At 67.8% G+C, this 25,645-nt stretch carries 29 protein-coding genes; 9 read left to right on the forward strand and 20 right to left on the reverse strand.

The annotated features are described in order from the left end of the window. The first annotated feature begins 271 nt into the window (after positions 1 to 271). From rplM to erpA, 4 genes are all read left to right on the forward strand, one after another. Entirely contained in the window at positions 272 to 700 is a 429-nt protein-coding gene (gene rplM, locus KB879_RS02790; protein ID WP_010813907.1) for a 50S ribosomal protein L13, read from the forward strand. A gap of 12 nt (positions 701 to 712) precedes the next feature. Next, positions 713 to 1,105, forward strand: coding sequence for a 30S ribosomal protein S9 (gene rpsI / locus KB879_RS02795; RefSeq protein ID WP_010813906.1), 393 nt, complete (start codon positions 713 to 715; stop codon positions 1,103 to 1,105). Positions 1,106 to 1,360: 255 nt separating this feature from the next. Continuing rightward, entirely contained in the window at positions 1,361 to 1,849 is a 489-nt protein-coding gene (locus KB879_RS02800) for a polymer-forming cytoskeletal protein (protein WP_013955569.1), read from the forward strand. 102 nt (positions 1,850 to 1,951) lie between these two features. Beyond that, the gene (gene erpA, locus KB879_RS02805) at positions 1,952 to 2,320 is read left to right on the forward strand and encodes an iron-sulfur cluster insertion protein ErpA (protein WP_010813904.1); all 369 of its coding nucleotides are present in this window, start codon (positions 1,952 to 1,954) and stop codon (positions 2,318 to 2,320) included. 58 nt (positions 2,321 to 2,378) lie between these two features. Here erpA and KB879_RS02810 read toward each other — a convergent pair whose 3' ends face one another. Further along, on the reverse strand, positions 2,379 to 3,176 hold the full coding sequence (locus tag KB879_RS02810) for a phytanoyl-CoA dioxygenase family protein (RefSeq protein ID WP_211980715.1): 798 nt from the start codon (positions 3,174 to 3,176) through the stop codon (positions 2,379 to 2,381). Between the two features lie 90 nt (positions 3,177 to 3,266). On the opposite strand from KB879_RS02810, the gene KB879_RS02815 reads away from it, so the two are divergent. Beyond that, a complete protein-coding gene (locus tag KB879_RS02815) occupies positions 3,267 to 4,172 on the forward strand; it encodes a LysR family transcriptional regulator (RefSeq protein ID WP_211980716.1) in 906 nt (301 codons plus the stop codon). A 3-nt stretch (positions 4,173 to 4,175) separates the two neighbouring features. On the opposite strand, the gene KB879_RS02820 is transcribed toward KB879_RS02815, so the two are convergent. Together KB879_RS02820 and KB879_RS02825 are read right to left on the reverse strand one after the other, a co-directional pair. After that, a complete protein-coding gene (locus KB879_RS02820; RefSeq protein WP_211982108.1) occupies positions 4,176 to 5,306 on the reverse strand; it encodes an anhydro-N-acetylmuramic acid kinase in 1,131 nt (376 codons plus the stop codon). Positions 5,307 to 5,317: 11 nt separating this feature from the next. Then, positions 5,318 to 6,709 (reverse strand): M23 family metallopeptidase, encoded by a 1,392-nt coding sequence (locus tag KB879_RS02825; RefSeq protein ID WP_013955573.1) that lies wholly within the window; start codon positions 6,707 to 6,709, stop codon positions 5,318 to 5,320. Between the two features lie 245 nt (positions 6,710 to 6,954). Between KB879_RS02825 and tyrS the strand changes: the two genes are divergently transcribed. The 4 genes from tyrS (at position 6,955) to KB879_RS02845 (ending at position 10,106) form a co-directional block, all read left to right on the forward strand. Continuing rightward, positions 6,955 to 8,196 (forward strand): tyrosine--tRNA ligase, encoded by a 1,242-nt coding sequence (tyrS, locus tag KB879_RS02830; protein ID WP_211980717.1) that lies wholly within the window; start codon positions 6,955 to 6,957, stop codon positions 8,194 to 8,196. 10 nt (positions 8,197 to 8,206) lie between these two features. Next, complete coding sequence (gene dtd / locus KB879_RS02835; RefSeq protein WP_010813898.1) at positions 8,207 to 8,668, forward strand: D-aminoacyl-tRNA deacylase; 462 nt, start codon at positions 8,207 to 8,209, stop codon at positions 8,666 to 8,668. A 51-nt stretch (positions 8,669 to 8,719) separates the two neighbouring features. Next, the gene (locus tag KB879_RS02840; protein ID WP_013955575.1) at positions 8,720 to 9,367 is read left to right on the forward strand and encodes a YbhB/YbcL family Raf kinase inhibitor-like protein; all 648 of its coding nucleotides are present in this window, start codon (positions 8,720 to 8,722) and stop codon (positions 9,365 to 9,367) included. 64 nt (positions 9,368 to 9,431) lie between these two features. Further along, positions 9,432 to 10,106 carry a histidine phosphatase family protein gene (locus KB879_RS02845; protein ID WP_035824657.1) on the forward strand — a complete coding sequence of 225 codons (675 nt, stop codon included), beginning with the start codon at positions 9,432 to 9,434 and terminating at the stop codon, positions 10,104 to 10,106. A gap of 2 nt (positions 10,107 to 10,108) precedes the next feature. On the opposite strand, the gene KB879_RS02850 is transcribed toward KB879_RS02845, so the two are convergent. The 17 genes from KB879_RS02850 to KB879_RS02930 all read right to left on the reverse strand — a co-directional run bounded on the left by KB879_RS02850 (position 10,109) and on the right by KB879_RS02930 (position 25,503). Further along, positions 10,109 to 10,834 (reverse strand): queuosine precursor transporter, encoded by a 726-nt coding sequence (locus KB879_RS02850; RefSeq protein ID WP_013955577.1) that lies wholly within the window; start codon positions 10,832 to 10,834, stop codon positions 10,109 to 10,111. 176 nt (positions 10,835 to 11,010) lie between these two features. Continuing rightward, entirely contained in the window at positions 11,011 to 11,595 is a 585-nt protein-coding gene (locus KB879_RS02855) for a YSC84-related protein (RefSeq protein WP_013955578.1), read from the reverse strand. Between the two features lie 44 nt (positions 11,596 to 11,639). Beyond that, entirely contained in the window at positions 11,640 to 12,233 is a 594-nt protein-coding gene (locus KB879_RS02860) for a hypothetical protein (protein WP_010813893.1), read from the reverse strand. Between the two features lie 206 nt (positions 12,234 to 12,439). Further along, positions 12,440 to 13,498, reverse strand: a complete 1,059-nt coding sequence (gene ruvB / locus KB879_RS02865) for a Holliday junction branch migration DNA helicase RuvB (RefSeq protein ID WP_013955579.1) — start codon at positions 13,496 to 13,498, stop codon at positions 12,440 to 12,442. 58 nt (positions 13,499 to 13,556) lie between these two features. Then, positions 13,557 to 14,138 carry a Holliday junction branch migration protein RuvA gene (gene ruvA, locus KB879_RS02870; protein ID WP_013955580.1) on the reverse strand — a complete coding sequence of 194 codons (582 nt, stop codon included), beginning with the start codon at positions 14,136 to 14,138 and terminating at the stop codon, positions 13,557 to 13,559. A gap of 78 nt (positions 14,139 to 14,216) precedes the next feature. Further along, positions 14,217 to 15,452, reverse strand: coding sequence for a glycerophosphodiester phosphodiesterase (locus KB879_RS02875; RefSeq protein ID WP_153953242.1), 1,236 nt, complete (start codon positions 15,450 to 15,452; stop codon positions 14,217 to 14,219). Positions 15,453 to 15,533: 81 nt separating this feature from the next. Further along, complete coding sequence (gene ruvC, locus KB879_RS02880) at positions 15,534 to 16,079, reverse strand: crossover junction endodeoxyribonuclease RuvC (protein WP_013955582.1); 546 nt, start codon at positions 16,077 to 16,079, stop codon at positions 15,534 to 15,536. Between the two features lie 149 nt (positions 16,080 to 16,228). Continuing rightward, positions 16,229 to 17,803, reverse strand: coding sequence for a bifunctional phosphoribosylaminoimidazolecarboxamide formyltransferase/IMP cyclohydrolase (gene purH / locus KB879_RS02885; protein ID WP_013955583.1), 1,575 nt, complete (start codon positions 17,801 to 17,803; stop codon positions 16,229 to 16,231). Between the two features lie 22 nt (positions 17,804 to 17,825). After that, the gene (locus KB879_RS02890) at positions 17,826 to 18,059 is read right to left on the reverse strand and encodes a Fis family transcriptional regulator (RefSeq protein ID WP_010813887.1); all 234 of its coding nucleotides are present in this window, start codon (positions 18,057 to 18,059) and stop codon (positions 17,826 to 17,828) included. Beyond that, complete coding sequence (dusB, locus tag KB879_RS02895; protein WP_013955584.1) at positions 18,056 to 19,117, reverse strand: tRNA dihydrouridine synthase DusB; 1,062 nt, start codon at positions 19,115 to 19,117, stop codon at positions 18,056 to 18,058. The genes KB879_RS02890 and dusB overlap by 4 nt, the downstream gene beginning before the upstream one ends. A gap of 285 nt (positions 19,118 to 19,402) precedes the next feature. Then, the gene (locus KB879_RS02900; RefSeq protein WP_013955585.1) at positions 19,403 to 20,641 is read right to left on the reverse strand and encodes a UbiH/UbiF/VisC/COQ6 family ubiquinone biosynthesis hydroxylase; all 1,239 of its coding nucleotides are present in this window, start codon (positions 20,639 to 20,641) and stop codon (positions 19,403 to 19,405) included. Continuing rightward, entirely contained in the window at positions 20,622 to 21,101 is a 480-nt protein-coding gene (locus KB879_RS02905) for a hypothetical protein (RefSeq protein WP_211980718.1), read from the reverse strand. Before KB879_RS02905 ends, KB879_RS02900 begins: the two co-directional genes overlap by 20 nt. After that, positions 21,098 to 22,501 carry an aminopeptidase P N-terminal domain-containing protein gene (locus KB879_RS02910; RefSeq protein WP_211980719.1) on the reverse strand — a complete coding sequence of 468 codons (1,404 nt, stop codon included), beginning with the start codon at positions 22,499 to 22,501 and terminating at the stop codon, positions 21,098 to 21,100. The genes KB879_RS02905 and KB879_RS02910 overlap by 4 nt, the downstream gene beginning before the upstream one ends. A gap of 96 nt (positions 22,502 to 22,597) precedes the next feature. After that, a complete protein-coding gene (gene murU / locus KB879_RS02915; protein WP_211980720.1) occupies positions 22,598 to 23,341 on the reverse strand; it encodes an N-acetylmuramate alpha-1-phosphate uridylyltransferase MurU in 744 nt (247 codons plus the stop codon). Further along, positions 23,341 to 23,664 (reverse strand): AzlD domain-containing protein, encoded by a 324-nt coding sequence (locus KB879_RS02920; RefSeq protein WP_010813881.1) that lies wholly within the window; start codon positions 23,662 to 23,664, stop codon positions 23,341 to 23,343. The genes murU and KB879_RS02920 overlap by 1 nt, the downstream gene beginning before the upstream one ends. Further along, a complete protein-coding gene (locus tag KB879_RS02925) occupies positions 23,661 to 24,464 on the reverse strand; it encodes an AzlC family ABC transporter permease (RefSeq protein ID WP_211980721.1) in 804 nt (267 codons plus the stop codon). The genes KB879_RS02920 and KB879_RS02925 overlap by 4 nt, the downstream gene beginning before the upstream one ends. A gap of 4 nt (positions 24,465 to 24,468) precedes the next feature. Beyond that, the gene (locus KB879_RS02930) at positions 24,469 to 25,503 is read right to left on the reverse strand and encodes an aminoglycoside phosphotransferase family protein (protein ID WP_211980722.1); all 1,035 of its coding nucleotides are present in this window, start codon (positions 25,501 to 25,503) and stop codon (positions 24,469 to 24,471) included. Positions 25,504 to 25,645: the final 142 nt, after the last annotated feature.

Consider the following 25,645-nt stretch of genomic DNA (forward strand, 5'->3'; position numbering starts at 1 on the left):
GCACCGTGCATGACAAAGTGCGCGAGGCTGCCCTGGCAGTGCGCGAGGCTGCCCTGGCTTGGCCCCGCCATGGCGGCGACCTTGACGAAAAGATCAGTCTTTGCTTGTGCGGTTCCGGTAGCCACCAGTATAATGGAAGGCTTTCCGTCATACCCGCGGAAGAAAGAGCAGGACCAGGCCAGCCTTCACGGGCCAGCCACAAGACTTGCAGGGGCGAGTACAAGCCTTCGCGAGTCGGATTTCGGGTACGAACTAATAGTCAGGAAAAATCATGAAGACCTTTTCCGCCAAGCCTCATGAGGTAAAGCGCGACTGGTACGTGATTGACGCGACGGACAAAGTCCTCGGCCGTGTCGCCAGCGAAGTGGCACGCCGTCTGCGCGGCAAGCACAAGCCGGAATTCACTCCGCACGTCGACACGGGTGATTACATCATCATCGTCAATGCAGCAAAGCTGCGTGTCACGGGTACCAAGGAAACGGACAAGAAGTACTATCGCCATTCGGGCTACCCGGGCGGTATCTACGAAACGACGTTCGGCAAGATGCAGCAGCGTTTCCCGGGCCGTGCCCTGGAAAAGGCTGTCAAGGGCATGCTGCCGAAGGGTCCGCTGGGCTACGCGATGATCAAGAAGCTGAAGGTTTACGCCGAAGCCGAGCATCCGCATGAAGCGCAGCAGCCCAAGGCGCTGGAAATCTAAGGAGGCCAATCCATGATCGGTAACTGGAATTACGGTACTGGCCGCCGCAAGAGCGCTGTGGCTCGTGTCTTCATCAAGTCGGGCAAGGGCGATATCATCGTCAACGGCAAGCCCATCAAAGAGTATTTCGCTCGCGAAACCTCGCTGATGATCGTGCGCCAGCCCCTGGAACTGACCGCTCACGCTGAAACGTTCGACATCAAGGTCAACGTGACCGGCGGTGGCGAAACCGGCCAGGCCGGCGCAGTGCGCCACGGCATCACCCGCGCCCTGATCGACTACGATGCGACCCTGAAGTCGGCCCTGTCGAAGGCTGGCTACGTCACGCGCGATGCACGTGAAGTCGAGCGTAAGAAGGTCGGCTTCCACAAGGCGCGTCGTCGCAAGCAGTTCTCGAAGCGCTGATGCGTTTTCGCAGGTCCGGTACTGCCGGATCTTGCGAGACCAAAAAAACCGCACGCTGGCCGTGCGGTTTTTTTTCGCCTGCAGGGTACGGAAATACTCTGGCCTGCCGAAAAAGCGATTGGGCAGCCATACTTTTGTGGGGTATGGGCTGCGCGCGGCTACAATCACGCCCTGTCGCCATCGGCAAGTGCTGCTTGCCGGCGCGAATGCGCCACGGCCGGAGGGTTCGGCACGAACGAGAGAGGAGTGAGAGTGATGCTGTTTTCGAAAAAGAAGGGCCTTTCGATCGATACGCTGATCGGCGAAGACACCGCTATCGACGGCGACCTGGTCTTTGCCGGCGGCCTGCGCCTGGACGGCCGCGTGCGCGGCAACGTCACCGCGGCGCCGGGCAAGCCGAGCATGCTGGTGGTCAGCGAAAAAGGCATGGTCGAGGGCGAGATCAGCGTCGGCCACCTGGTGCTCAACGGCACTGTCAAGGGTCCGGTGCAGGCCACCGACCTGCTCGAACTGCAGCCGCATGCCCGCGTGCTGGGCGACGTGCGCTATGCGGCGCTGGAAATGCACCAGGGCGCGCTGGTCGAAGGCCGCCTGATGCCGCTGGTGCAAGGCGAGATCAAGGCGCTGCCGAACCTGCTCGAGGCGGCGCCGGCGGCCGAAGTGACGGAAGCGGCGGACGAGGCTGCCGCCACGGACCGCGCAGTGCCCGCTGGCGACGCGCATCCCACTGAAAAAGCCGCCTGAGCGGCACCCGCCATGCCGGGAACCCCCTTGAAAACACAGGGTTTCGGCACGATCTTCCAGTAGCGCTTAGAATACAGGCGTATATAAACAGGAGAACACCCCATGAACGCAGTCGCAGAGGCACCCGTTACCGAGGACGTGCCGGCACCGTTCGTCTTTACCGACAGCGCCGCCGACAAGGTCAAGCAGTTGATCGAGGAAGAGGGCAATGCCGAGCTGAAACTGCGCGTGTTCGTGCAGGGCGGCGGCTGCTCCGGCTTCCAGTATGGCTTCACCTTCGATGAGGAAGTCAACGAAGACGACACCACCATGGTCAAGAACGGCGTCACGCTGCTGATCGACTCGATGAGCTACCAGTACCTGGTCGGCGCCGAGATCGATTACAAGGAAGACATCAACGGCGCGCAGTTCGTAATCAAGAACCCGAATGCCTCGACCACCTGCGGTTGCGGCTCGTCGTTCTCGGTCTGACCGACACCGGTCCCAAAAAAACGCACCTTCGGGTGCGTTTTTTCTTTTCCGCGATGACTTACCGGGCGGCGCGCCAGACCACGGGAAACCAATCTTCGCGCATGCGCTCGCCGGTCTGCTGATCGATGCCGGGGAAGGGCGGCGAGGGGCGCCCGGGCCGCTGCATGAAGCGCACGTCGTCGCCCAGGAAACGCGCCGAGAACGCGCGCCGGCGCCCGCTGCCGGTATTGCCGGCAGCGCCGTGCACGGTACGGAAGTCGAACACCACGGCATCGCCCGGCTCCAGTTCCGGTGTGAGCAGGGTGTAGCTACCGTCTTCCACGTCCGGCATCTCCATGAAGGCGTCGTCACCTCCATAGAAGTTCTCGTTGCTGGCCCAGCGCTTGGGCCGCACCAGCCGCGGCCAGCGGTGCGAGCCGGCCACCACGCGCAGGGTATTGGCCTGCGTCACCGGATCCAGCGGGATCCAGTAGCTCGCGGTCTGGGTGCCGTCGACACAGTAGTAGGGCAGGTCCTGGTGCCACGGCGTGGGCTTGGCCGTGCCGGGCTCCTTGACCAGGATGTGTTCGTGGAACACCTGCACCGCCTGCGACTGCATGATGCGCCCGGCAATGGCAGCCGCCGGCGACTGGCGGATAAAGTCATCGAACGGCGTAATGCGCTGCCAGTTGCAGTAGTCCTCGAAGAAGCGCCCGCTTTCGCCGGGCCGTACGTTCTCGATGGCAAAGGGGCCGGGCTCGGCCAGGTTCTGCGCAAAGCCGTCGCGCAGCCGTTCGACCCAGTCGGTGAAGGCGCCGCGCAGTACCAGCACGCCGTCGCGCTGGTAGGTGTCGATCTGTTCCTGGGTGATGTTCATGGCGATGTTGTGTGGGGGCGATGTGCCCAGTATCGCCATGCGTTGGGGATAGGAAAAGCATATATTTCCTATGTTGCGATATAGGAAATCATGATCCCCTTCTCTTTCCGCCAGCTCGAATACTTTGTCGCCGCAGCCGAGCACGGCAGCATCAGCGCGGCGGCTCGGGCGCGCCATGTGTCGCAGCCGTCTGTCTCCACCGCGATCGCGCAGCTGGAAGACACCCTGGGCGAGCCTCTCTTCAGTCGCCAGGTCAGCCGTGGGTTGTCCCTGACGCCCGCCGGGCAGCGCCTGCTGGGGCGGGCACGAGACATCCTCGCGCTGGCGGCCGGCCTCACCGTGGACGACGCCACCGGCCGGGGGTTGACCGGCCAGCTCTCGCTGACCTGCTTCCAGGATCTCGGGCCGTATTTTGTGCCACGTCTGCTGGCGGGGCTGCGCCGGCACCATCCGGGCATCTCGGTGACCTTGTTCGAGGCCGACCTGGCGACCGTCCACCGCACGCTGCAGGCGGGCAAGGCCGAACTGGCGCTGACCTATGAACTGGGGCTCGATGCCCGCACCGAGCGCCGCACGCTGGCGGAACTGGCACCCTATGCGCTGCTGCCCGCCGGCCATCCGCTGGCAAGCGGCACCGATGTGAGCCTGGCCGACCTGGCAGGCGAACGGCTGATCCTCGAGGACATCCCGCAGACGCGCGAGTACTTCCTGTCGCTGTTCTGGGCGCATGGCCTGCACCCGGTGTTGCACCAGTACACGCAGACCTTCGAGATGCAGCGCGGACTGGTGGCGCACGGCTATGGCGTGGCGCTGTCGTGCACGCGCCCGGCCGGCGACCATAGCTACGACGGCGTGCCGATCGCCTGCCTGCCGCTGCGCGAGCCGGTGACGCCGCAGCGCGTGGTGCTGGCGCGCTCGCCGGCCATGCGGGCCTCGCCGCTGGCGCAGGCGTTCATGGATTGGGTGGAAGCGGGCGGCGCGATGCGCCTGCCCTAGCGCTTAGCGCGGATAGATTGCGCCCAGCACGCGCGGCCCGGCGGCGCCGGTCACGGTGGGCACGTTGCCGGGCTGGCGCAGCAGGCACTGGCGTGCCAGCCAGGCAAAGGCGATGGCTTCGACCTGCGACACCGGCACGCCGTAGTCTTCCGAGGTCTCGATGGCCACGCCGGGCAATGCCTGCACCAGCCGTGCCATCACGAACGCATTGCGGGCGCCGCCGCCGCAGACAATCAGGCGGCGCGCATCGGGCGCGTGGGTGCGCACGTCGCGCCCGATGGCCTCGGCCGTCAGCGCGGCCAGCGTCGCCTGCACATCGGCAGGTGCGAGGTGCTGGAACGAGGCGAGACGGGCTTCGAGCCAGCCCGGATGGAACAGGTCGCGCCCGGTGCTCTTGGGCGGCGCTGCGCTGAAGTAGGGCTCATCCAGGCACTGCGCCAGCAGTGCGGCGTCGACACGCCCGCTCGCGGCCCAGTCGCCGTTGCTGTCAAAGGGAAGCCCGCGGTGGCGGCCGATCCAGTAGTCGAGCAGCGCATTGCCCGGGCCGCAGTCGAAGCCGCTGACGGCGCCGCCCGCCGCGGGCAGGATGCTGATATTGGAGATGCCCCCGATATTGCAGGCAACGCGGGTTTCGGCGTCGCTGCCGAACAGCGCATGGTGCAGCGCCGGCACCAGCGGCGCGCCCTGGCCGCCGGCGGCGAGGTCGCGGCTGCGGAAGTCCGCCACCACGTCGATGCCGGCCAGCTCGGCCAGACGCGCCGGATGCTGGCTCTGGCGGGTGTAGCCGATGCCGTCATACAGGCCCGGCCGGTGGCGGATGGTCTGGCCGTGGGCGCCGATCGCGGCCACTGCGGCCGCGTCGACCTGTGCCTCGCCCAGCAGTGCGGCCACGCAGTCGGCGTAGACCTGCGCCAGCGCATTGGCTGCCAGCGCCTCGCGATGGATCTCGTCCTCGCCCGGTTGCTGCAGGGCAGAGAATGCCGCGCGCAGCGTGTCGGGGAAGGGCTGGCTGGCGGCCGCCAGCACGGCGGGCCGCGCGCCGCTGAAATCCACCAGCACCGCGTCGGCACCGTCCATGCTGGTGCCGGACATGATGCCGATATAGCGTTCGCTGCCAGGCACGGGCTGGGTCACGATGGGCACGGTCAGTTGGAGGCGGTCAGCACGTTGTAGGTGCGCAGCGCATTGATGCGGCTGAGCAGCCCGCTGGTGTAGGTCAGGAATTCCTGGCGCGACTTGCCGGTCAGCGTCGGCGATTCCATCAGCGTGATGGTCAGCGGGTTCTGCGGCACGTCGTTGAAGCGGAACTCATAGTGCAGGTGCGGGCCGGTGGCCCAGCCGGTCGAGCCGACATAGCCGATCAGCTGGCCCTGGCGCACCGGCTGGCCCTGGCGCATGCCGGCAAAGCCGGACAGGTGCGCATAGTAGGTCGAGTAGCCGTTGGCGTGGTTCAGGATGACGATATTGCCGTAGCCGTTCTGCTGGCCCACGAACTCGACCACGCCGTCGCCGGTGGCCAGCACCTTGGTGCCGGTCGGGGCGGCGAAGTCCACGCCCTTGTGCTGCGCCCAGTCATGATGCAGAGGGTGCTCGCGGCCGCCGAAGCCCGACGACACGCGCGAGAATTCCACCGGCGAACGCAGGAACGGCCGCTTCATGCTGCGCCCGTCGAAGGTGTAGTAGGCGCCGCCGTCTTTGCTGTCCTCGGGCGCGAACCACAGCGCCTGGTGCAGCTGGTTGCGGTTGATCAGCTCCAATGCGACCACGCGGCCGTTGCGCACGAAGGTGCCGTCGCGGAAGCCCGCTTCGTAGATGATGCGGAAGCGGTCGCCGCTGGCGATGTCGTGGTGGAAGTCGATCACGCCGGAGAAGATCGACAGCATCTGCTGCACGACTTCGTCGGGCACGTTGGCCGCGTCCATGGCCTTGAAGAAGCCGCCCGCGGAAATCGCGCCCGAGGCCATCTCGTAGTGCACGTCGTTGTCGACGCGCTGCACCTTGGCCTTGTAGGTGGCGGCGGTATCGTCGCTGGCCGCGCGCACGCGCTCGATCACCAGCTCGCGCGAGGCGGCTGCATCGCCGCCCAGGTTGGCCTGCAGCGACACCAGCGTGTTGCTTTCGTCGATCTCCGCCTGCACCGCCTGGCCCGGGTTCAGGTTGAACAGGCCGCGCGCGGTCGGGTTCTTGACGATGAACGCCTGCGCGTCGGCATCGTCCACGCCCAGCCGCTTGAGCAGGCTGGCGATGGTGTCGCCGCGCTGCATGCGCTCTTCGCGTACGTAGACGGCCTGGTTGTCGGTAAGCTGTTCAAGTTGCTCGCGCACGTCGGGCATGCGCAGCGCCTGCTGCGTGCGCGGTGCGAGCGGATCGTCAAAGGCGCTGCGCGGCGCAACGCCCATCGCCGCGGCCATGCCGAGCGTGAAGATTGCGCCCACCGAGGCCGTCAGTTGTTTGCGCCGCCGCGCGTGCTGGGGGTTGGTCGGATCGACAAGAACCACCAGCTCACGCGCGAAAACTTCGCGGAGTCTGGACCACATCACGTAAAATTCAACCTTGGTCTGAGCACCACTGCCGGGGACGATGTGTCTCGTCTGCCTTCCTCCCCCGAGGTGCGGCGCGGGCTCTTCACTGTTATTTGGCCGCCAGCATTGCTGCACAAAGTGGCGGGTAGCGCACTGGAAAGGCTTCCGTAGGCGCCGGGAATCGCGGATTATACCAAAATCCGGCCCTGGCGGCTGTCAGGAAATTTCCTAAAATTTCAAGTATTTCAAAGACTTACGTCATGACTGAAGTTGCCACGGGCCCCACGGCCAAATACCCCCTGACGCCGTCGGTGATGCAGGCCCTGGAAGTCTCCAAGCGAGGCTGCGACGAGCTGCTGATCGAATCCGAGTGGACGCAGAAGCTGGCGCGCAGCGAGGCCACCGGCGTGCCGCTGCGCATCAAGCTGGGCCTGGATCCGACCGCGCCCGACATCCATATCGGCCATACCGTGGTGCTGAACAAGCTGCGCCAGCTGCAGGACCTCGGCCACCAGGTGATCTTCCTGATCGGCGACTTCACCTCGACCATCGGCGATCCGTCGGGCCGCAACAGCACGCGCCCGCCGCTCACGCGCGAGCAGATCGAGGCCAACGCGCAGACCTACTACCGCCAGGCCAGCCTGGTGCTGGACCCGGCCCGCACCGAGATCCGCTACAACAGCGAGTGGTGCGATCCGCTGGGCGCGCGCGGCATGATCCAGCTGGCGGCAAAGTACACCGTGGCGCGCATGATGGAGCGCGACGATTTCACCAAGCGCTTCCGCTCCGGGATTCCGATTTCCGTGCACGAGTTCCTCTACCCGTTGATGCAGGGCTATGACTCGGTCGCGCTCAAGTCAGACCTGGAGCTCGGCGGCACCGACCAGAAGTTCAACCTGCTGGTCGGGCGCGAGCTGCAGAAGGAATACGGCCAGGAGCCGCAGTGCATCCTGACCATGCCGCTGCTGGTGGGCCTGGACGGCGTCGAGAAGATGTCCAAGTCCAAGGGCAACTATGTCGGCGTGACCGAGGCGCCCAACGAGATGTTCGGCAAGCTGATGAGCATCTCGGACGACCTGATGTGGCAGTACTACACGCTGCTGTCGTTCCGCCCGCTGGCCGAGATCGAGCTGATGAAGCAGGAAATCGCGCTGGGCCGCAATCCGCGCGACTGCAAGGTGCTGCTGGCGCAGGAGATCGTGGCGCGCTTCCACAGCCAGGCCGATGCCGAGAAGGCACTGGAAGATTTCAACCACCGCGCCCGCGGCGGCGTGCCGGACGATATCCCGGCAGTCAGCCTGAGCGGCGCGCCGCTGGGCATCGCGCAGCTGCTCAAGCAGGCCAACCTGGTGCCGTCCACCTCGGAAGCCAACCGCAATATCGAGCAGGGCGGCGTCAAGATCGACGGCGCCACGGTCAGCGACAAGGCCACCAGGGTGGCCGCCGGCACCTATGTCGTGCAGGTCGGCAAGCGCCGCTTCGCGCGCGTGACGCTGGCCTGAGGCGGCCGGGATGATCGCGCTGATCCAGCGGGTGGCCCAGGCCCGCGTCACGGTAGAAGGCCGCACCACCGGTGAAATCGGCGCCGGCCTGCTGGCGCTGGTCTGTGCCGAGCGCGGCGACACCGAGGCGCAGGCCGAGCGGCTGCTGGCCAAGATGCTGTCGTACCGGGTGTTTTCCGATGCGGCCGGCAAGATGAACCTGCCGGTGCAGAACATGGACGGCAACGGCAACGCCGGCGGGCTGCTGGTGGTGTCGCAGTTCACGCTGGCGGCCGATACCAACAGCGGCACACGGCCGAGTTTCACGCCCGCTGCCTCGCCCGAGGACGGCCGGCGCCTGTACGAGCATTTCGTGGCGCAGGCGCGCGCCGCCCATCCGCAGGTGCAGACCGGCGAGTTCGGCGCGATGATGCAGGTCAGCCTGGTCAACGACGGCCCGGTCACCTTCTGGCTGCGGGTGCCGCCGGCCTGAACAGATTCCAAGCTGCCGCGCCCCGGCGCGGCACCAAGACAGGAGAGACAAATGAAACTCTGGAGCAAGTCCTTCAACGACAACGCGCCGATTCCCGGCGAGTTCGCCTTCTGCGTGCCCGACGCCACCGCCCACGTGGCCCTGTCGAACAACCGCAATCCCGACCTGCACTGGGAAGACGCCCCGGCCGAGACGCGCTCGTTCGTGCTGATCTGCCACGACCGCGACGTCCCCAGCAAGGGCGACGACGTCAACCAGGAAGGCCGCGAAGTGCCGGCCTCGCTGCCGCGCGTGGACTTCTTCCACTGGGTGCTGGTCGACATCCCGCCGGGCCTGACCTCGATCGCGGCGGGCTCGCACAGCGACGGTGTGATCGCGCGCGGCAAGCCGGGCCCCGAAGCCGCCGGCGGCACCGCCACCGCGGGCGGCCTGCGCCACGGCATCAACGACTACACCGGCTGGTTCGCCGGCGATGCCGACATGAAGGGCGACTACTACGGCTATGACGGCCCGTGCCCCCCGTGGAACGACACGCTGCTGCACCACTACGTGTTCACGCTGTATGCGCTGGACGTCGACCGGCTGCCGCTGGATGGCACGTTCACCGGCGCGCAGGTGCGCGACGCGATCCAGGGCCATGTGCTGGCGCAGGCCAGCCTCACCGGAACCTATACGCTGAACCCGAAGCTGGCGAAATAACGCCTGGCCGGCGCCGCGCCAGCCGCGCGGTGCCCGGCCTCAAGGAAATCCCGAAGGAAACGGCATGTCGCAAAGCCCCGGGCCGCATTCGCTGGCCTATACCCACCTGATCGTGATCCGCCACGGCGAAACGGCCTGGAACCGGGAGCGCCGGCTGCAGGGCCAGCTCGACATTCCCCTGAACGAGACCGGCCGCGCCCAGGCGCGCGCGCTGGCCACTGCGCTGGCGGGCGAGCCGATCGATGCGGTATATGCCAGCGACCTGTCGCGTGCGATGGAAACCGCTGCGCCGCTGGCCGAGGTGCTGGGGCTGCAGGTGCGCCCCGATGCGCGCTTGCGCGAGCGCAGCTATGGCACGCTGCAGGGCAAGACCTACGCCGAAGTGGCCGAGCACCTGCCCGAGGATTTCGCCCGCTGGCAGGCGCGCGTGCCGGACTACGCGCCGCCTGAAGGCGAGTCGCTGCTGGGCTTCCATGAGCGCGCGGTCGAGGTGGTGCTGGCGCTGTCGCGCCGGCATCCCGGCGAGCGCATCGCGCTGGTGGCGCACGGTGGCGTGCTCGACTGCCTGTACCGCGAGGCCACCGGCATGACGCTGGAAGCGCCGCGCCAGCATGAACTGCTCAATGCCAGCGTCAACCGGCTACGCAGCGACAGCACCCACCTGACGCTGGCGCAGTGGGGCGATGTCAGCCACCTGGAAAACCTGGCGCTGGACGAGGTGGACCGGCGCGTGCCGTAGCGCTACACGCGGACGCGGAACGGGGTGAAGTCGGTATTGCGGTCGAAGTAATCCTCGTTCTCGGCCCGCTTCAGGAACCCCACCACCTTGTACGTCACCGGTGTCATTACCACTTCCCAGCCGGTCTTCAGCACGTACTGCGCCACCGCCACCTGGATCACCTTCTCCAGCGGCCAGATGCCGTAGAAGGCGATCACGTAGAACAGCGACGAGTCGACTAGCTCCCCGGCCAGCGTGGAGCCGATCGTGCGCGTCCACAGCCACCGCCCCGACGTCCACAGCTTCATCTTGGCCAGCACGTAGCTGTTGGTGAAGCTGCCGCAGCAGAAGGCGATCAGCGAGCCGAGCGCAATCCGCCAGGTGTTGCCGAACACCTCCTGCAGGCTTTTCTGGTAGTCCGCCATGAAGGGCGCGACCGGCATGTTCAACACCACCAGGCTCATGAAGGTGGCGAACGCCAGCGCGGCAAAGCCGGCCCAGACCACGCGCCGGTCGCGGCCGTAGCCGTAGACCTCGGTCAACACGTCGCCGAAGATGTAGGAGATCGGGAAGAACAGCACCCCGGCGCCGAAGGTCACCGTGCCGATCACCGGCAACGTCACCTGCGCCGCCTTGGCCGCGCCGATCAGGTTCGAGCACAGCAGCACGGTGACAAAGGCCACCATGACTAAGTCATAGTAGCGGTAGACACGGCCCGGTTGGGTCGTGCTGGCGGGGACGGCGGACATGGGGGCTCCCGGTCGGACGCGCTGGCGCGCGGTGTTTTGGGCGCGATTATGCCAGCGGGCCCCGGATTGCGCCGCGCCTGCCGCGGCGTGCGCAAGCGTTGCTGTGGCCGCCCGAAATGAAAATTCCCGGCCGAAGCCGGGAACTTCAGGTAGAGCGGCGCAGCCGGGTGGCCGCGTCAGATTTCCAGCTTGCTGATCTTGGCGCCGTTCACCGAGACGTCGAACATCAGGCCGGCATTGGTCTGCACGAAGGCAATCACCGGCTGCTGGCTGGTCAGGGTGTCGAGCCTGCCGTCCGCGCCGATCTTGGCCACCGCCACGTTGGCATCGGCGCCGGCGGTCCAGCCCTTGCTGGAAACAAACTTGTTGTAGGCCTCCGGGGTCATGAACATGATGATGACGGCCTTGGACTGCCCGCCGGCGGTCAGCCCGACCGAGGCCTGCGTCGTGCTGTAGTAGCCGACCGTCGCGCCCTTCGATCGCAGCGCACCCTCGCCGTACTCGCCGCCTACCACCAGGCCGGCCGAGATCACGCGCGGGAACACCAGGACCCCTTGCGCACGCTGCGCCAGGTCGCGTGCGCCGGCGTTGGTGGAGAACAGCCGGTTCAGCGCTCCGTCCACCCCTGCATCGATTTCCTGCTTCTTGGCGACCGGGTCCTTCGAGGCGCTGGTGCCGGTAGTGCTGCAGCCCGCAGCCATCACCGTGGCGACGAGCAGGCCCGATCCGGCAACCCGGGTAACAAAGTGGCGACGATTCATAGGTAACCTCCTGATGGGAAAAGTACCGCGTCTGGCTCAGTGGCTCAGTTGGCTGCGGCTGCCGCGGGTGCCTTGACCGTAATGGCCACGACTTCACGGTAGACGATCTTGGCCATCTGGCCCTGCTTGATGCCGTTCAGGTCGATGGCCGGGTCCTGCACTTTCACCGTGCGCAGCGTCTCGCGCGGACCGCGGAAGGTGATCAGGCGCTTGGCCGGGTCGACCTTGGTGATCTGTGCGGTCACCGTGGTGGTGATCTCGCGCATGATGCCTGGCTTGCCGCCCTCTGCGGCGCGCGTGGTGCGGTCGACCGATTCGGCCAGTGCGGTGGCCTTGCTGTCGACCGGTTCAAGCGCGGCGACCAGCGCGGCGCCACGCGCTACGGTGAGGATGTCGCCCTTGCGGATCTGGCCAAAGTTGCGGGCTTCGTCGCCAGCCACCAGTTCGACCACGTTGCCGCGCGGGCCCTGGACCAGCACGGCCTTGGATTCGGGATCGATATCGACGATCTTGCCGCTGATGACCGCTTCTTCGGCCACGCCGACCGGCGCCGGCGGGCGCTGGGCGTTGGCACTGCCGGCGGCGAACGCGGTGGCGGCGAGGGCTGCGGCGAGCAGGCTGGACGAATGGCGAATCATTGGCTTTCCTTGACGTATTTGTGAAGGTGCCGTGCCTGGCGGGGCGCGGCCATCGCAGCACCGGGCCGGTGCCGATAAAGCCATTGTGGACAATCGGCCACGGGCCAGCAATCCACTTCGAAAAAATTTGGAGCGCGAAATTAAAACATTTAATTGGTGCTGCGCCGGGCCCTGCCAAGGCGCTATTGCTGCACTGCAGCGCGCTGTCAGGCGTCGCCGAACAGCTCGGTCGCGCCGCTGCCTTGCGGGTTGGCCAGGCCGAAATGCCGATAGGCGGCAGCCGTGGCCACGCGCCCGCGCGGCGTGCGCTGCAGATAACCTTGCTGGATCAGGTAGGGCTCGAGCACGTCCTCGATGGTGTCGCGCTCCTCACCGATGGCCGCGGCCAGGTTGTCAACGCCCACCGGGCCGCCGCCGAACTTGAGCAGCACGGCTTCGAGCAGCTTGCGGTCCATCAGGTCGAAGCCGACGCTGTCCACGTCCAGCATGGCCAGCGCTGCGTCGGCCATAGCGCGAGTGATGTTTCCGTCACCCTTGACCTCGGCGTAGTCGCGCACGCGGCGCAGCAGCCGGTTGGCGATACGGGGCGTGCCGCGCGCGCGCCGGGCGATCTCCAGCGCGCCCTGCGGGTCGATGCGGGCATGCAGCAGCTGCGCCGAGCGCGTGACGATGCGGGCCAGCTCATCGGCGGTATAAAACTCCAGCCGCGCCACGATGCCGAAGCGGTCGCGCAGCGGGTTGGTCAGCATGCCGGCACGCGTGGTGGCGCCCACCAGCGTGAACGGCTGCAGGTCGAGCTTGACCGAGCGCGCCGCCGGGCCTTCGCCGATCATGATGTCGATCTGGTAGTCCTCGAGCGCCGGGTACAGGATTTCCTCGACGACCGGCGAGAGCCGGTGGATCTCGTCGATGAACAGCACGTCATTGGCTTCCAGGTTGGTCAGCAGCGCGGCCAGGTCGCCCGGGCGCTCCAGCACGGGGCCCGAGGTCTGGCGCAGGTTGACCCCCATCTCGCGCGCGATGATGTGGGCCAGCGTGGTCTTGCCCAGGCCCGGCGGGCCGAACAGCAGCACGTGGTCCAGCGCCTCGCGCCGGTTGCGCGCGGCGTGCATGAAGATATCGAGCTGCCCACGCACCTTTTCCTGGCCGACATATTCGTCCAGCAGCTTGGGCCGCAGCGCGCGCTCGAACGCCTCCTCCTGCGACGAGGCGGGGGTGGCGGCGATCACGCGGGCGGGGGCGGCAAGCTTGTCAGTTTCGATCATGATGGTCAGGGGCCCGGACAGCGGCAACAAGCCGCCATTCTACGCGCCTATGCAGCTCTCAACCCTTGGACAATGCCTTGAGCGCCAGCTTGATGCCTTCCGACACGCCGGTCCCCGCCGGCACCTGCTTGATCGCGGCGGCAGCTTCCTTCTCCGAGTAGCCCAGCGCCAGCAGCGCATTGAGCACGTCGACGGCGCTGTCCGGCACCGCCGGCGTGCCCGGCGCATGGCCCAGCTCCGCGCCCAGCTTGCCCTTGAGCTCCAGCAGCAGCCGCTCCGCGGTCTTCTTGCCGATGCCGGGAATGCGCGTGAGGCGGCCGGCTTCCTGCAGCGTGATGGCCTGCGCCAGCTCGGGGACCGACATGCCCGACAGCACCGCCAGCGCCATGCGCGCGCCGATGCCGGTGATCTTGATCAGCTCGCGAAAGGTGTTGCGTTCCGATGCGGTGCCGAAGCCGTACAGCAGGTGCGCGTCCTCGCGCACGATCAGCTGCGTCAGCAGCGTCACCGGCTGGCCCACCGCGGGCAGGTTGTAGAAGGTGCTCATCGGCACGTCCACCTCGTAGCCGACGCCGTGGCAATCGACCAGCAGGTGCGGGGGATTCTTCTCGATAAGGGTGCCGGCGATGCGTCCGATCATGGTGCGGAGGAGGGAATGGAAGGTGGGGTGTCAGGGAGGAGGCGGCCGCAAGTGTAGCCCAGCGGCCGCCCGGCCGGATCAGCGCGCCGGCGTATCCACCGCGCGGCGGCCCAGCGCCGGGTCGTCGGTGAAGAAGCCGTCGATGCCGGCCGCGATAAAGGCCTGCACCTCCCGCTCCATGCCGGACGGGCTGCGCGTGGCGTCGTCGCCGCCGGTCTGCAGCGCCTTGGGCAGGAAGCTGTTTTCCGGGCGGAAGGTGTAGGGATGGACGAACAGCCCGGCAGCATGCGCCTGGCGCACCACCGGCGTCGGCGCAGCCAGCGCGCCCTGCGCATCGCGTGGCACCACGCTGCTCTTCTCCGGGCCGATGCCGTCGGCGTAGGCTGCCACTTCGCGCAGGCCGGTCGTGCTCAGCATGTCGTCGAAGGTGCGCGGGTCGCCGGCAAGCTTCCAGTCCGCGGGGCCTTTGCGCGGGTTGCCGATGAGTTGCACCAGCTTCACGTTGGGCAGCCCGCGGCCCAGCGTGCGTCGCATCGCGCGCAGGCTGCCGCTCTCGAAGCACTGGATAAACACCGGCGCCTGGCGCAAGTAGGGCTGCGCGCGCAAGGCCGCTGCCAGCTTGTCTTCAAGTGGCAGGCCGATGCCGCGAAAATAGCTCGGATGCTTCAGTTCGGGATAGATGCCGATGGGTTTGCCGGTGCGCAGCGAGGCCTGCTCGGCCAGCCGCACGATCTCGTCGAAGGTCGGCACCTCGAACTGGTCGTTCAACCGCGCATTGGCCGGCCGCAGGCGCGGGATGCGCTCACGCGCGCGCAGTGTCTTGAGCTCGGCCAGCGTGAAGTCTTCGGTGAACCAGCCGCTCAGGCGCTCGCCGTCGATCACCTTGGTGCGCTTGCGCTCGGCGAACTGCGGCAGTTCGGCCACGTTGGTGGTGCCGGTGATGTCGTTCTCGTGGCGCGCCACCAGCACGCCGTCGCGTGTCATGACCAGGTCGGGCTCGATGGCGTCGGCGCCGTCCTCGATGGCCTTGGCGTAGGCGGCAAGCGTATGTTCCGGGCGCAGCGCGCTGGCGCCGCGGTGGGCGATCACCAGCGGCCTGGGAGGCTGGGTGGCGGCGGCCGCAGGCGGAGCGCTCGCGGCGGGTGCCGGCACCGGAGCCGCAGACACGGGCTTAGGGCGCGGCGCGGTGGCGCAGCCGGCGACCAGCACGGCGCAGGCCGCAGCGGCCGGGAACAGCCATCGCCGGAAGGCAAGAACAGGGAAGAGGCTGGCTGCGCGCCAACGCGGCGCGCTCAATCGGGACTGGCTAGGCATGCAGCGTTCCTGTGGTGAGACCAAGGCCCGATTGTAAAAGATGGGGGAGCGGGCACAGCAAGCGCCAGCCGCTGGCCGTGCTCAGCCGACCAGCCGCCCGCGCCGCACGCGCATGCCCTTGCGCACCAGGTCGGGCGCCAGGCCCGACAGCGTGCCCAGGGTATCGCTGCCGTTGGCATGGCAGATCGCCACGCCGAGCGCATCGGCCGCATCGCTGCCGGGCTGGCCGGGCAGCATCAGCAGCCGCGTCACCATTTCCTGCACCTGCGCCTTGTTGGCGCGGCCGTAGCCGACCACCGCCACCTTGAGTTGCAGCGCGGTGTACTCGAACACCGGCAAGCCGTAGCCCACCAGCCCGCAGATTGCCGCGCCGCGGGCCTGGCCGAGCAGCAGCGTGGACTGCGGGTTGACGTTGACGAAGACCTTCTCGATCGCCGCGCAGTCGGGTGCATAGGTGCGCGACACTTCGCTGATGCCGTCGTAGAGCGTCTTCAGCCGTTCCGGCAGGGTTGAATTGCCGTCGCTCGTGATCGTGCCCGAGGCCACGTAGGCAAGCTTGTTGCCGTGCTTCTCGATCACGCCGAAGCCGGTGGTGCGCAGGCCGGGGTCGATGCCTAGGATTCGCATGAACTGGGTAGGGTGGGATACCGTCGTTAGTGTATTGCCTTTTGCGCCGGCACCTAATGCAAAAAGCGGTTTCGCTTTCCCTTGCAGGAGAACGAAACCGCTTCGGGAGCCGGCGGTCTTGCCAGGCAAGACCGCAAGCCTGCCAGTGCTTAGTGGCGGAAGTGGCGCGTGCCGGTCACCACCATGGCGATGCCGCGCTCGTCGGCGGCGGCGATCACTTCGTCGTCGCGCATCGAGCCGCCCGGCTGGATCACGCAGGTCGCGCCCGCGTCGACCACCACGTCCAGGCCGTCACGGAACGGGAAGAACGCGTCAGAGGCCACGGCCGAGCCGGCCAGCGTCAGGCCGGCGTTCTGCGCCTTGATGCTGGCGATGCGGGCCGAATCCACGCGGCTCATCTGGCCGGCGCCAACGCCCAGCGTCATGCCGCCGCCGCAGAACACGATGGCGTTGGACTTGACGAACTTGGCCACGCGCCAGGCGAACATCAGGTCGTCCATTTCCTTCGGGGTCGGGTGGCGGCGCGTCACCACGCGCAGCTCGGACGGCTGCACGTTCCTGGCGTCCGGGCTCTGCACCAGCAGGCCGCCGCCGACACGCTTGAAGTCATACTGGTTGATGCCCTTGCCCAGCGGGATTTCCAGCAGGCGCACGTTCTGCTTGGCCGCGAATACGGCACGCGCGCCGGCGCTGAACGACGGGGCGATCAGCACTTCGACGAACTGCTTGGCCACGGCCTGAGCGGCGGCTTCGTCCAGCTCGACATTGAAGGCGATGATGCCGCCGAAGGCCGAGGTCGAATCGGTCTTGAAGGCCTTGTCATACGCTTCCAGTGCATTCGCGCCCAGCGCCACGCCGCACGGGTTGGCATGCTTGATGATGACGCAGGCGGCGCCGTTGGCGGCGTCGAACGATTTGACGCATTCCCAGGCCGCGTCGGCATCGGCGATGTTGTTGTACGACAGTTCCTTGCCCTGCAGCTGCACGTAGTTGGCCAGCGCGCCGTCCACGGCCTTCAGGTCGCGGTAGAACGCGGCGGACTGGTGCGGGTTCTCGCCGTAGCGCATTTCCTGCACCTTGTCGAAGGCCAGGTTCAGCGTCTGCGGGTAGGCGCTTCGGGCCTGGTGCGACTTGTCGGCACCCAGGCTGGTCAGGTAGTTGGTGATGGCGCCGTCGTACTGCGCGGTGTGCGCGAACACCTTGGTGGCCAGGCGGAAATTGGTGTCGTAGCCGACGCTGTTGGCGTTGGCGCGCATTTCATCGAGCACCACGGCGTAGTCGGCCGGGTCGACGATCACGGTCACGTCGCGATGGTTCTTGGCCGCCGAACGCAGCATGGTCGGGCCGCCGATGTCGATGTTCTCGATCGCGTCGGGCAGGGTGCAGTCATCCTTGGCCACGGTCTGCTGGAACGGGTACAGGTTCACCACCAGCAGGTCGATCGTCGGGATGTCGTGCTCGGCCAGCGCGGCCATGTGCTCGGGCAGGTCGCGGCGCGCCAGGATGCCGCCGTGCACCTTCGGGTGCAGCGTCTTGACGCGGCCGTCGAGCATTTCCGGGAAGCCGGTGTAGTCGGCCACCTCCGTCACGGGCAGGCCGCTGTCGGCCAGCAGCTTGGCGGTGCCGCCGGTGGAAAGCAGCGTGACGCCGAGCGCGTTCAGTTCGCGCGCGAAATCGACGATGCCGGTCTTGTCGGAAACGGAGAGTAGGGCTTGCTTGATCATGGCTGTGGGAGATGCTTCAAATTCAAAGTAAACCGTGCTGCTGCAGCTTTTTGCGCAGCGTATTGCGATTGATGCCCAGGTAGGCGGCCGCCAGCGACTGGTTGCGCTCGGCGCGCACCATCACGGCTTCCAGCAGCGGCCGTTCGACGGCCTCGAGCACCATGTTGTACATATTGGACGGCTCTTCGCCGTCCAGGTCGCGAAAGTACGTATCCAGGCTTTCCCGGATGCACTGGTCGATAGCGTTGCGGCTCATGCGGCAAGCAACTCCCCGTTTTTGTTGTTGTTCGCTTCGTCTTGGTCTTGTGCTGCGTCGTCCACGTACACCAGCCGGTCAGAGATCTGCGCCTGCTCGTCGAAGAACGCATTGACCGCCGCCAGTTGTTCGGCGGTGCTCTCCAGCGTGTTCATGCGGTGGCGGAACAGGTTGGCGCCGCGCAGCCCGCGCGTGTACCAGGCAATATGCTTGCGCGCGGTGCGCACGCCGGTGAATTCGCCATAGAAGTCGTAGTGGTCTTCCAGGTGCGCATTCATGATGGCGCGGATCTCGGCCACTTCCGGCGACGGCAGCATCTCGCCGGTCTTCAGGAAGTGCTCGATCTCACGGAACAGCCAAGGCCGGCCCTGCGCCGCGCGGCCGATCATGATCGCGTCCGCGCCGGTCAGCGCCAGTACTTGCTTTGCCTTCTGCGGCGTGGTGATGTCGCCGTTGGCGACCACCGGGATCGAGACCGCTGCCTTGACCGCGGCAATGGTCTCGTACTCGGCGTCGCCGTGGTACAGGTCGGCGCGGGTGCGGCCGTGGATGGTCAGCATGCTGATGCCCGCGTCCTCGACCATGTGCGCGATGCGCAGCGCATTGCGGTTCTCGCGGTTCCAGCCGGTGCGGATCTTCAGCGTGACCGGTACCCGGTCGCCCACGGCGCCGACCACGGCCTGGACGATGCGCACCACCAGCGGCTCGTTCTGCAGCAGGGCCGAGCCGGCGGCGACGTTGCACACCTTCTTGGCCGGGCAGCCCATGTTGATGTCGATGATCTGCGCGCCGCGGTCCACGTTGTAGCGCGCGGCCTCGGCCATCATCGACGGCTCGGCGCCGGCGATCTGCACGGCGATGGGCTCGACCTCGCCGGCATGGTTGGCGCGGCGCATGGTCTTCTCGCTCTTCCACAGCTGTGCGTTGGACGCCACCATTTCCGACACCGCATAGCCTGCGCCGAGCTGCTTGCACAGCTGGCGGAAGGGCCGGTCCGTCACGCCCGCCATCGGGGCGACAAACAGGTTGTTGCGGAGTTGGTGAGGTCCGATCTGCACGATTGGGCGGCGGTTCTGAGAGGCTGTCCCGGTGACCGTAGCGCCTTCGCGGCGCGGATGGCGCCAGGGAAGGGATCGGGACGGCCTGCTCTGAGACGGAAGACGAAACGGAAAAACATGCCCCTGCCGAAACTGCTGCCGGCGTTGGATCGGGACATGTGCGAGGGCAGGATTCTACCGCCAAACCGTCGCCATTGCCCAAGATTTGAGCATCCGGAGCGCATCCGGGCAGGGGCCGTGGCGCAAACGCCGCCACGCGCGTGCCGCTTGCGCCACTGCCTGAGGTCAGTGGCGCATTCCAAACATCATGTGGCGCGCCAGCGCATGCCGCAGCGGCGGCAGGCAGGCCAGCGCGGCCAGCGACGCGCCCCGCGCGTGCGCGGCCAGCGGGTAGGCGATGCCGAACACGCGCGGCAGCAGGTCGGTCACGCCGATGGTGACGGCGCGGTCGAACCGGTGGCGGCTGGCGAAGGCTTGCAGCGCCTGCGGCGTGCAGGCGCTGCGCAGCGAATCGGCCAGCGCGAAGGCGTCGCGCAGGCCCAGGTTGAGCCCCTGGCCGGCCACCGGGTGCAGCGTTTGCGCGGCATTGCCGACCGCCGCCACGCGGCCGTTGACGGTCACCGGTGCGGCATTCAGGCCGAGCGGGAAGGCATGGCGCTTGCCGGCCAGCGTGAAATGGCCCATGCGGTCGCCAAAGGCCCGGCCCAGTTCCGCCGCGAACTCGGCTTCCGGCAACGCGATGCGCCGCGCGGCCTGGTCCGGCGGGCAGCACCACACCAGCGCATAGCCCGAAACGCCGTGCTCCTCGTGCGGCAGCAGCGCCAGCGGGCCTTCCTCGGTAAAGCGCTCCCAGGCCCAGCCCGGCTGCGGGCGCGAGCAGGTCACATGGGCGATCACCGCTGTCTGGCGGTAGTCGCGCGTGCGCGCGCCGCGGCCCTGGTGGGCGGCCTGCTGGTGGAACAGCCCGCCCTCGGCCTGCACCACCAGGCGTGCGGCCAGGTGCGCCACCTCGCCGTCGTGGCCGGTGCCGGCCAGCTGCACGGTGCCGGCATCGGGGTCGTCCGCGGCGCGCGGCGCGGGATCCTGTGCGATCTGGTCGATGCGGGTCTCGAACACGCGCTGCAGCCGGCCTTCGCCCGCCGCCTGCGCGGCATGGGCGAGCGCGCGCTCGAGTGCCTCGCACAAGTCGCCGTAGCGCACCACGTAGCCGAGCGCCGGCACGCCGTAGTCGTCATGGTGCAGCCGGACATGGCCGAAGCGGCCGCGCTGCGAGACATGGATGTGCTCGATCGGGCTGCCGGGCACCGGCCAGGCGCCGATCTGCTCCAGCAGCTGGCGGCTGCCATGCGACAGCGCGATCGCGCGCGGATCGCGCGCGGCGCGCGCCGGGGTGGCGGCATCGACCAGCGTCAGGCGCCAGCCGGTCGTGCGCAGCAGCTGGCAGGCCAGCGCCAGCCCGACCGGGCCGCCGCCGACGATGGCGATGTCGCGAAGGCCGTGGAAATCAGGCTGCGCGGCCGGCATCGTCGCTGCCTCCTGCATGACCCGCATCCGCCTCCGCTTGTGCTGCCGTATCGCGCTTCCAGCAGATCGCATCCGAGCGCGACTTGCCCGCCGCGGCGTCGCGCAGCGCGTTCTCGAGCTTCTGGTGGTTGAAACCCGGCAGTGCGCGCAGCTGCTCCAGCAGTGCTACATGGTTGGCGGCATTGAGCGGCGCCACGCAGCCCTGGCCCGAATCGGGCGTGCCGATCAGGATCAGCCAGGCCGTGCCGGCCCAGGGCGCGCGGTCGGACACCCGCACCACCACGCGCTCGAGCGCGTCCCAGGCGACTTCCTCGCGCTGGCCGTCGGGGCGGTGCACCACCACGCGGTCGTCGTACAGGTTGATGATGAAGGGTTCGGACGGATCGGGCTGGCGGGTGCTGCCAGCATTGCTGCCGCTGCGGGCCTGGCCCGGAAAGATCCTGCGCAGCCAGCCGATCATCGCAGACCTCCGGCAGCATTTGCGTTATCGCGCATCAGCGCCTCGATCTCGTCGGCCAGCACCGGCACGCCGCGCGTGATCAGCTCGCAGTCGCCGTCGGTGACCACGGCGTCGTCCTCGATGCGGATGCCGATATGCCAGTAGCGCTCGGGCACGTCCTCGGCCGGGCGCACATAGATGCCGGGCTCGATGGTCAGCACCATGCCCGGCTGCAGCGGCCGCCACGGGCGCTCGCCCTCGCCGCCGTGGCTGGCCACGCGGTATTCGCCCACGTCATGGACATCCATGCCAAGCCAGTGGCCGGTGCGGTGCATGTAGAAGCGGCGGTAGCTGCCGCTGGCCAGCACGTCGTCGAGCGTGCCTTCCTTGTTGCGGTCGAGCAGGCCGGTATCGAGCATGCCCTGCGCCAGCACGCGCACGGCGGCGTCATGCGGCACGTTGTAGGGCACGCCGGCGCGGGTCTCGGCAATGGCGGCGTCCTGCGCGGCCACCACCAGGTCGTACAGCTCTCGCTGCGCCGGCGAGAAGCGGCCCGAGACCGGGAAGGTGCGGGTGATGTCCGAGGCGTAGCCGTCGAACTCGCATCCGGCATCGATCAGGCAAAGGTCGCCGTCCCGCAGTTCGGCGGGGCCGGCGCGGTAGTGCAGCACGCAGGCGTTGGGGCCGGCCGCGACGATCGAGTTATAGGCCACGCTCTGCGCGCCATGGCGGCGGAATTCATAGAGCAGTTCTGCTTCCAGGTGGTATTCGCGCAGCCCGGCGCGGGTGGCCTGCATGGCGCGCACATGGGCCCCGGCGGAGATCTGCGCCGCGCGGCGCATGGTGGCCAGTTCGCCCCCATCCTTGAACAGGCGCATTTCATCGAGCACGGTGCGGATGTCGAGCGCAACCGACGGCGCGGCCACCCCGGCGCGGCCCTGCATGCGCACGGCGTCCAGCCAGCGTCGCATCTGCACGTCGGTGCGGGTCGAGTCGGCCAGCGGGTAGGCAATCTGCGCGCGGTTGGCCAGCAGCGGCGGCAGCGCGGCATCGATCTCTTCGACCGAATGCGCTTCGTCAAAGCCAAAGGCGGCGCGCGCGCCTTCCGGGCCGAAACGGAAACCGTCCCAGATTTCGCGCTCTTCATGCTTGGGGCGGCAGAACAGGATGCTGCGGTCGGCATCGGCGGGGTCGCCCGGCGCGCCGGCCACCAGCACCAGCACGGCATCAGGCTCGGTAAAGCCGCTCAGATAATAGAAATAGCTGTCGTGCCGGTACGGGTAGTCGCTGTCGCGGTTGCGCATGGCTTCCGGCGCCGTGGGCAGGATCGCCACGCCGCCGCCACCGGCGCGCAGGTGCTGCAGCACACGGGCGCGGCGGTCGCGGCAGGCGGCGAGGAGGGCGTTGTCGGGTGAGGACATGGTAGGGCCTGGGATGAGGAGGATCAGGGCGATTCTACCGCCGCTGGCGCCTTGCTGGCCGCGGGATCTTCCGGGCAGCCTGCCCAGTCAGTCGACTTAGCGCCCGTGCGCCGCCACAGGCGCTGCTGCCGCAAGCGCCGCATCCAGCTCGGCCAGCTGCGCCGGCGTGCCCACGTTCTCCCAGCGTCCGTCGAAGCGTTCGCCGGTAGCAGCGCCAGCCTCGATGGCCTCCCAGTAGTAGGGTGTCATCGGCATTTTGGTGCCAGGTTCGATGGCGGTGAAGAGGCGCGTGTCGTACAGGCCGATATTGCCGAATGTCAGCCGTTCGCCACCGTTGGCCAGTGTCCCGTCGAGCGTCAGCAGGCCGTTCGGTTCCAAGGTGAAGTCGCCATTCGGGTGAAAATCCGGGTTGGGCACCATCACCAGGTGCATGCGCGGGGCGTGCGCGCCGGCCATGTCGTGCGCGCGAGGCAACAGCCTGCGGAAGTCGTAGTCGCAGAAAATGTCGCCCGACACGGCCAGGAAGATCTCGCCGCGCTCCGGGTGCGCGGACAGCAGCGGCAGGGCCTGTGCTATGCCGCCGGCGGTTTCCAGCGCAGTGCCCTCGGCAGAATAGGCCAGCCGCACGCCGAAACGGCTGCCGTCTCCCAGCGCGGCTTCGATCTGTGCGCCCAGCCAGGCATGGTTGATGACAATGTCGCGCAGGCCGGCACGCGCCAGCGCCTCGATCTTCCAGACGATCAGTGGCTTGCCGCCCACCGCCAGCAGCGGCTTGGGGCAGGTATCGGTCAACGGACGCATGCGGTCGCCGCGGCCGGCGGCGAAGATCATGGCCTTCATCAGAACAGAGCCTCCAGGGCAAGCAGCGCGGCCATGCCACCGGCGATGGTCCAGCCCACGCTGCGGGTTCGAGCGGCGATCAGGATGGCCACCACGCCGGCCACCAGCCGCGCGTTGGCGGGGGTGAGGGCAAGCTCGCCATGCTGCATCAGCAGGTCAGGGGCGATCAGCGCCGACAGCATCGCTGCCGGCACGAACTGCAGCGCGGTGCGGAACCACGACGGCAGCCGCACGCGGCCTTCCACGGCGATGAACGACAGGCGGATCAGGAAGGTCGCCAGGCCCGCGGCAAGGAAGACCCACAGCAGGGTCATCGCACTCATGCGGCCCCCTTGCCGGCCGGTCCGCCTGACGTGGCATCGGCGCCACGGCTGGCCGGGCGTGGCCCGGGTCGGTTGCCGCGGCCCAGCACCAGCATGCCCACGGCAATGCCGCCGAGCGCCGCCACCATCAGACCGAGCTTGTGCGGCAGGCTGTAGCAGGCCACCGCCAGCACGCTGGCGGCCAGCGCCGCGGCCACGTGCGAGCGGTGCTTCAGGCCCGGCACGATGATGCCGATGAAGGTCAGCGGCAGGAAGAAATCGAGCGGCCAGTCGCGCGGCACCTGGGCGCCGACCAGCACGCCGGCCAGCGTCGACAGCTGCCAGCTGGCCCACAGGGCGAAGCCGCCGCCGAAGTAGTACCAGTGGCGGTAGCGGGCGCGCGGGCCGCTGTCGCCAAGCCGGTGCGTCATCGCGGCAAAGGCTTCGTCGGTCAGCAGGTAGGCGATCAGCGCCTTCCAGCGCCGCGGCAGGTGCGCGAGCGTGGGCGCGATGGTGGCGGAATACAGCGCGTGGCGCAGGTTGACCATGGCCACCGTCAGCGTGATCACCACTGCCGGGGTGCCGGCGGTCCACAACTGGGTCAGGATCATCTGCGAGGCGCCGCCGAACACGACCACGCTCATCGCGCAGGCCAGCCACGCCGGCATGCCGGCGCCGACGGCCAGCACGCCATAGATCAGGCCGAACGGCACCACGCCCAGCAGCATCGGCGCGAGCGCGCGCGCGCCGGCCAGCCATTCGCCGGCGGCGGTGATGGCGGGCGCGTGGTGGTCGGGCAGAACCGGCTCGTTGTCGGGCACGGCGTCAGAACGTGTAGCCGGCGGGGCTGGCCACGCCTTCGAGCGCGTCCAGCAGCCGGATCAGCTTGCGCAGTTCGGTGTAGCGGCCGGCCACTTGGCGGGTGTACTTCATCACCAGCGGCAGGTTGGCCAGGTAGCCGTCCTTGCCGTCGCGGTGGTACAGGCGGGCGAAGATGCCCAGCACCTTAAGGTGGCGCTGCAGGCCCATCCACTCAAAATCGCGATAGAACTCGCCAAAGTCGGCATTGACCGGCAGCCCGGCCTTGCGCGCGCGCTCCCAGTAGCGGATCAGCCAGTCCAGCTGCTGCTCCTCGTCCCATTCGATATAGGCGTCGCGCCACAGCGAGACCGCGTCGTAGGTGATCGGGCCGATCACCGCGTCCTGGAAGTCGAGCACGCCCGGGTTGGCGCCGCCGTCGAGCACCATCAGGTTGCGCGAGTGGAAATCGCGGTGCACGTAGACCTGCGGCTGCGCAAGATTATTGACGAGTAGCGTTTCAGTCACTTCGCGCAGGTCAGCCTGCTGGGCGTCGGTCAGGCTGGCTCCCAGGTGCTTGGCCACATACCACTGCGGGAACAGGTCGAGCTCGCGCTGCAGCAGCGCGCGGTCGTAGGCCGGCAGCTCGCCGGGGCGGGTGGCGGCCTGGATGCGGATCAGCGCGGCGGCCGCGTCGGCGTACATGCCGTGGGCGGTGGAATCATCGAGCCGCGACAGGTAGGTCTGGTTGCCGAGGTCGGCCAGCAGCAGGAAGCCCTGCTCCAGGTCCTGCGCCAGCACGGTCGGCACGGTCACGCCGGCCGCGCCGAACAGCCCGCACACATGGATGAACGGGCGGCAGTCCTCATGCGCCGGCGGGGCGTCCATCACGATGGCGGTGGGATGCGCCGGATGGCCGGTGCTGACGCGGAAATAGCGCCGGAAGCTGGCGTCGGCCGAGGCGGGGGCGCAGGAATCGGGATCGGCAGACCATGCCGGGCCGAGTCCGGATACCCAGGCCTTGAGCTGGTCCAGGCGCGGGTCGTGGGAGAGAGCTGCCATACAGATACGTGTGGGGAACGGGCGCAGAGTGGAAATGAAACCGAAAGTAAGCGGGAAGGGGACCCTAGGTTGCCCCGTATAATACCCGACCAGACCCGGGCGCCGGGTGGCCCCCGGGAGGGGCCATTCGGTGCCCCGCAGC

Source organism: Cupriavidus sp. KK10 (genome assembly GCF_018223725.1).
GTDB classification, from domain to species: domain Bacteria; phylum Pseudomonadota; class Gammaproteobacteria; order Burkholderiales; family Burkholderiaceae; genus Cupriavidus; species Cupriavidus necator.

What these genes read in the sequence shown, in the direction of transcription:
- rplM (WP_010813907.1), top strand. Translation starts at nt 272, where the DNA reads ATGAAGACCTTTTCCGCCAAGCCTCATGAGGTAAAGCGCGACTGGTAC.
- rpsI (WP_010813906.1), top strand. Translation starts at nt 713, where the DNA reads ATGATCGGTAACTGGAATTACGGTACTGGCCGCCGCAAGAGCGCTGTG.
- KB879_RS02800 (WP_013955569.1), top strand. Translation starts at nt 1,361, where the DNA reads ATGCTGTTTTCGAAAAAGAAGGGCCTTTCGATCGATACGCTGATCGGC.
- erpA (WP_010813904.1), top strand. Translation starts at nt 1,952, where the DNA reads ATGAACGCAGTCGCAGAGGCACCCGTTACCGAGGACGTGCCGGCACCG.
- KB879_RS02810 (WP_211980715.1), bottom strand. Translation starts at nt 3,176, where the DNA reads ATGAACATCACCCAGGAACAGATCGACACCTACCAGCGCGACGGCGTG.
- KB879_RS02815 (WP_211980716.1), top strand. Translation starts at nt 3,267, where the DNA reads ATGATCCCCTTCTCTTTCCGCCAGCTCGAATACTTTGTCGCCGCAGCC.
- KB879_RS02825 (WP_013955573.1), bottom strand. Translation starts at nt 6,709, where the DNA reads ATGTGGTCCAGACTCCGCGAAGTTTTCGCGCGTGAGCTGGTGGTTCTT.
- tyrS (WP_211980717.1), top strand. Translation starts at nt 6,955, where the DNA reads ATGACTGAAGTTGCCACGGGCCCCACGGCCAAATACCCCCTGACGCCG.
- dtd (WP_010813898.1), top strand. Translation starts at nt 8,207, where the DNA reads ATGATCGCGCTGATCCAGCGGGTGGCCCAGGCCCGCGTCACGGTAGAA.
- KB879_RS02840 (WP_013955575.1), top strand. Translation starts at nt 8,720, where the DNA reads ATGAAACTCTGGAGCAAGTCCTTCAACGACAACGCGCCGATTCCCGGC.
- KB879_RS02845 (WP_035824657.1), top strand. Translation starts at nt 9,432, where the DNA reads ATGTCGCAAAGCCCCGGGCCGCATTCGCTGGCCTATACCCACCTGATC.
- KB879_RS02850 (WP_013955577.1), bottom strand. Translation starts at nt 10,834, where the DNA reads ATGTCCGCCGTCCCCGCCAGCACGACCCAACCGGGCCGTGTCTACCGC.
- KB879_RS02855 (WP_013955578.1), bottom strand. Translation starts at nt 11,595, where the DNA reads ATGAATCGTCGCCACTTTGTTACCCGGGTTGCCGGATCGGGCCTGCTC.
- KB879_RS02860 (WP_010813893.1), bottom strand. Translation starts at nt 12,233, where the DNA reads ATGATTCGCCATTCGTCCAGCCTGCTCGCCGCAGCCCTCGCCGCCACC.
- ruvB (WP_013955579.1), bottom strand. Translation starts at nt 13,498, where the DNA reads ATGATCGAAACTGACAAGCTTGCCGCCCCCGCCCGCGTGATCGCCGCC.
- ruvA (WP_013955580.1), bottom strand. Translation starts at nt 14,138, where the DNA reads ATGATCGGACGCATCGCCGGCACCCTTATCGAGAAGAATCCCCCGCAC.
- KB879_RS02875 (WP_153953242.1), bottom strand. Translation starts at nt 15,452, where the DNA reads ATGCCTAGCCAGTCCCGATTGAGCGCGCCGCGTTGGCGCGCAGCCAGC.
- ruvC (WP_013955582.1), bottom strand. Translation starts at nt 16,079, where the DNA reads ATGCGAATCCTAGGCATCGACCCCGGCCTGCGCACCACCGGCTTCGGC.
- purH (WP_013955583.1), bottom strand. Translation starts at nt 17,803, where the DNA reads ATGATCAAGCAAGCCCTACTCTCCGTTTCCGACAAGACCGGCATCGTC.
- KB879_RS02890 (WP_010813887.1), bottom strand. Translation starts at nt 18,059, where the DNA reads ATGAGCCGCAACGCTATCGACCAGTGCATCCGGGAAAGCCTGGATACG.
- KB879_RS02900 (WP_013955585.1), bottom strand. Translation starts at nt 20,641, where the DNA reads ATGCCGGCCGCGCAGCCTGATTTCCACGGCCTTCGCGACATCGCCATC.
- KB879_RS02905 (WP_211980718.1), bottom strand. Translation starts at nt 21,101, where the DNA reads ATGATCGGCTGGCTGCGCAGGATCTTTCCGGGCCAGGCCCGCAGCGGC.
- KB879_RS02910 (WP_211980719.1), bottom strand. Translation starts at nt 22,501, where the DNA reads ATGTCCTCACCCGACAACGCCCTCCTCGCCGCCTGCCGCGACCGCCGC.
- murU (WP_211980720.1), bottom strand. Translation starts at nt 23,341, where the DNA reads ATGAAGGCCATGATCTTCGCCGCCGGCCGCGGCGACCGCATGCGTCCG.
- KB879_RS02920 (WP_010813881.1), bottom strand. Translation starts at nt 23,664, where the DNA reads ATGAGTGCGATGACCCTGCTGTGGGTCTTCCTTGCCGCGGGCCTGGCG.
- KB879_RS02930 (WP_211980722.1), bottom strand. Translation starts at nt 25,503, where the DNA reads ATGGCAGCTCTCTCCCACGACCCGCGCCTGGACCAGCTCAAGGCCTGG.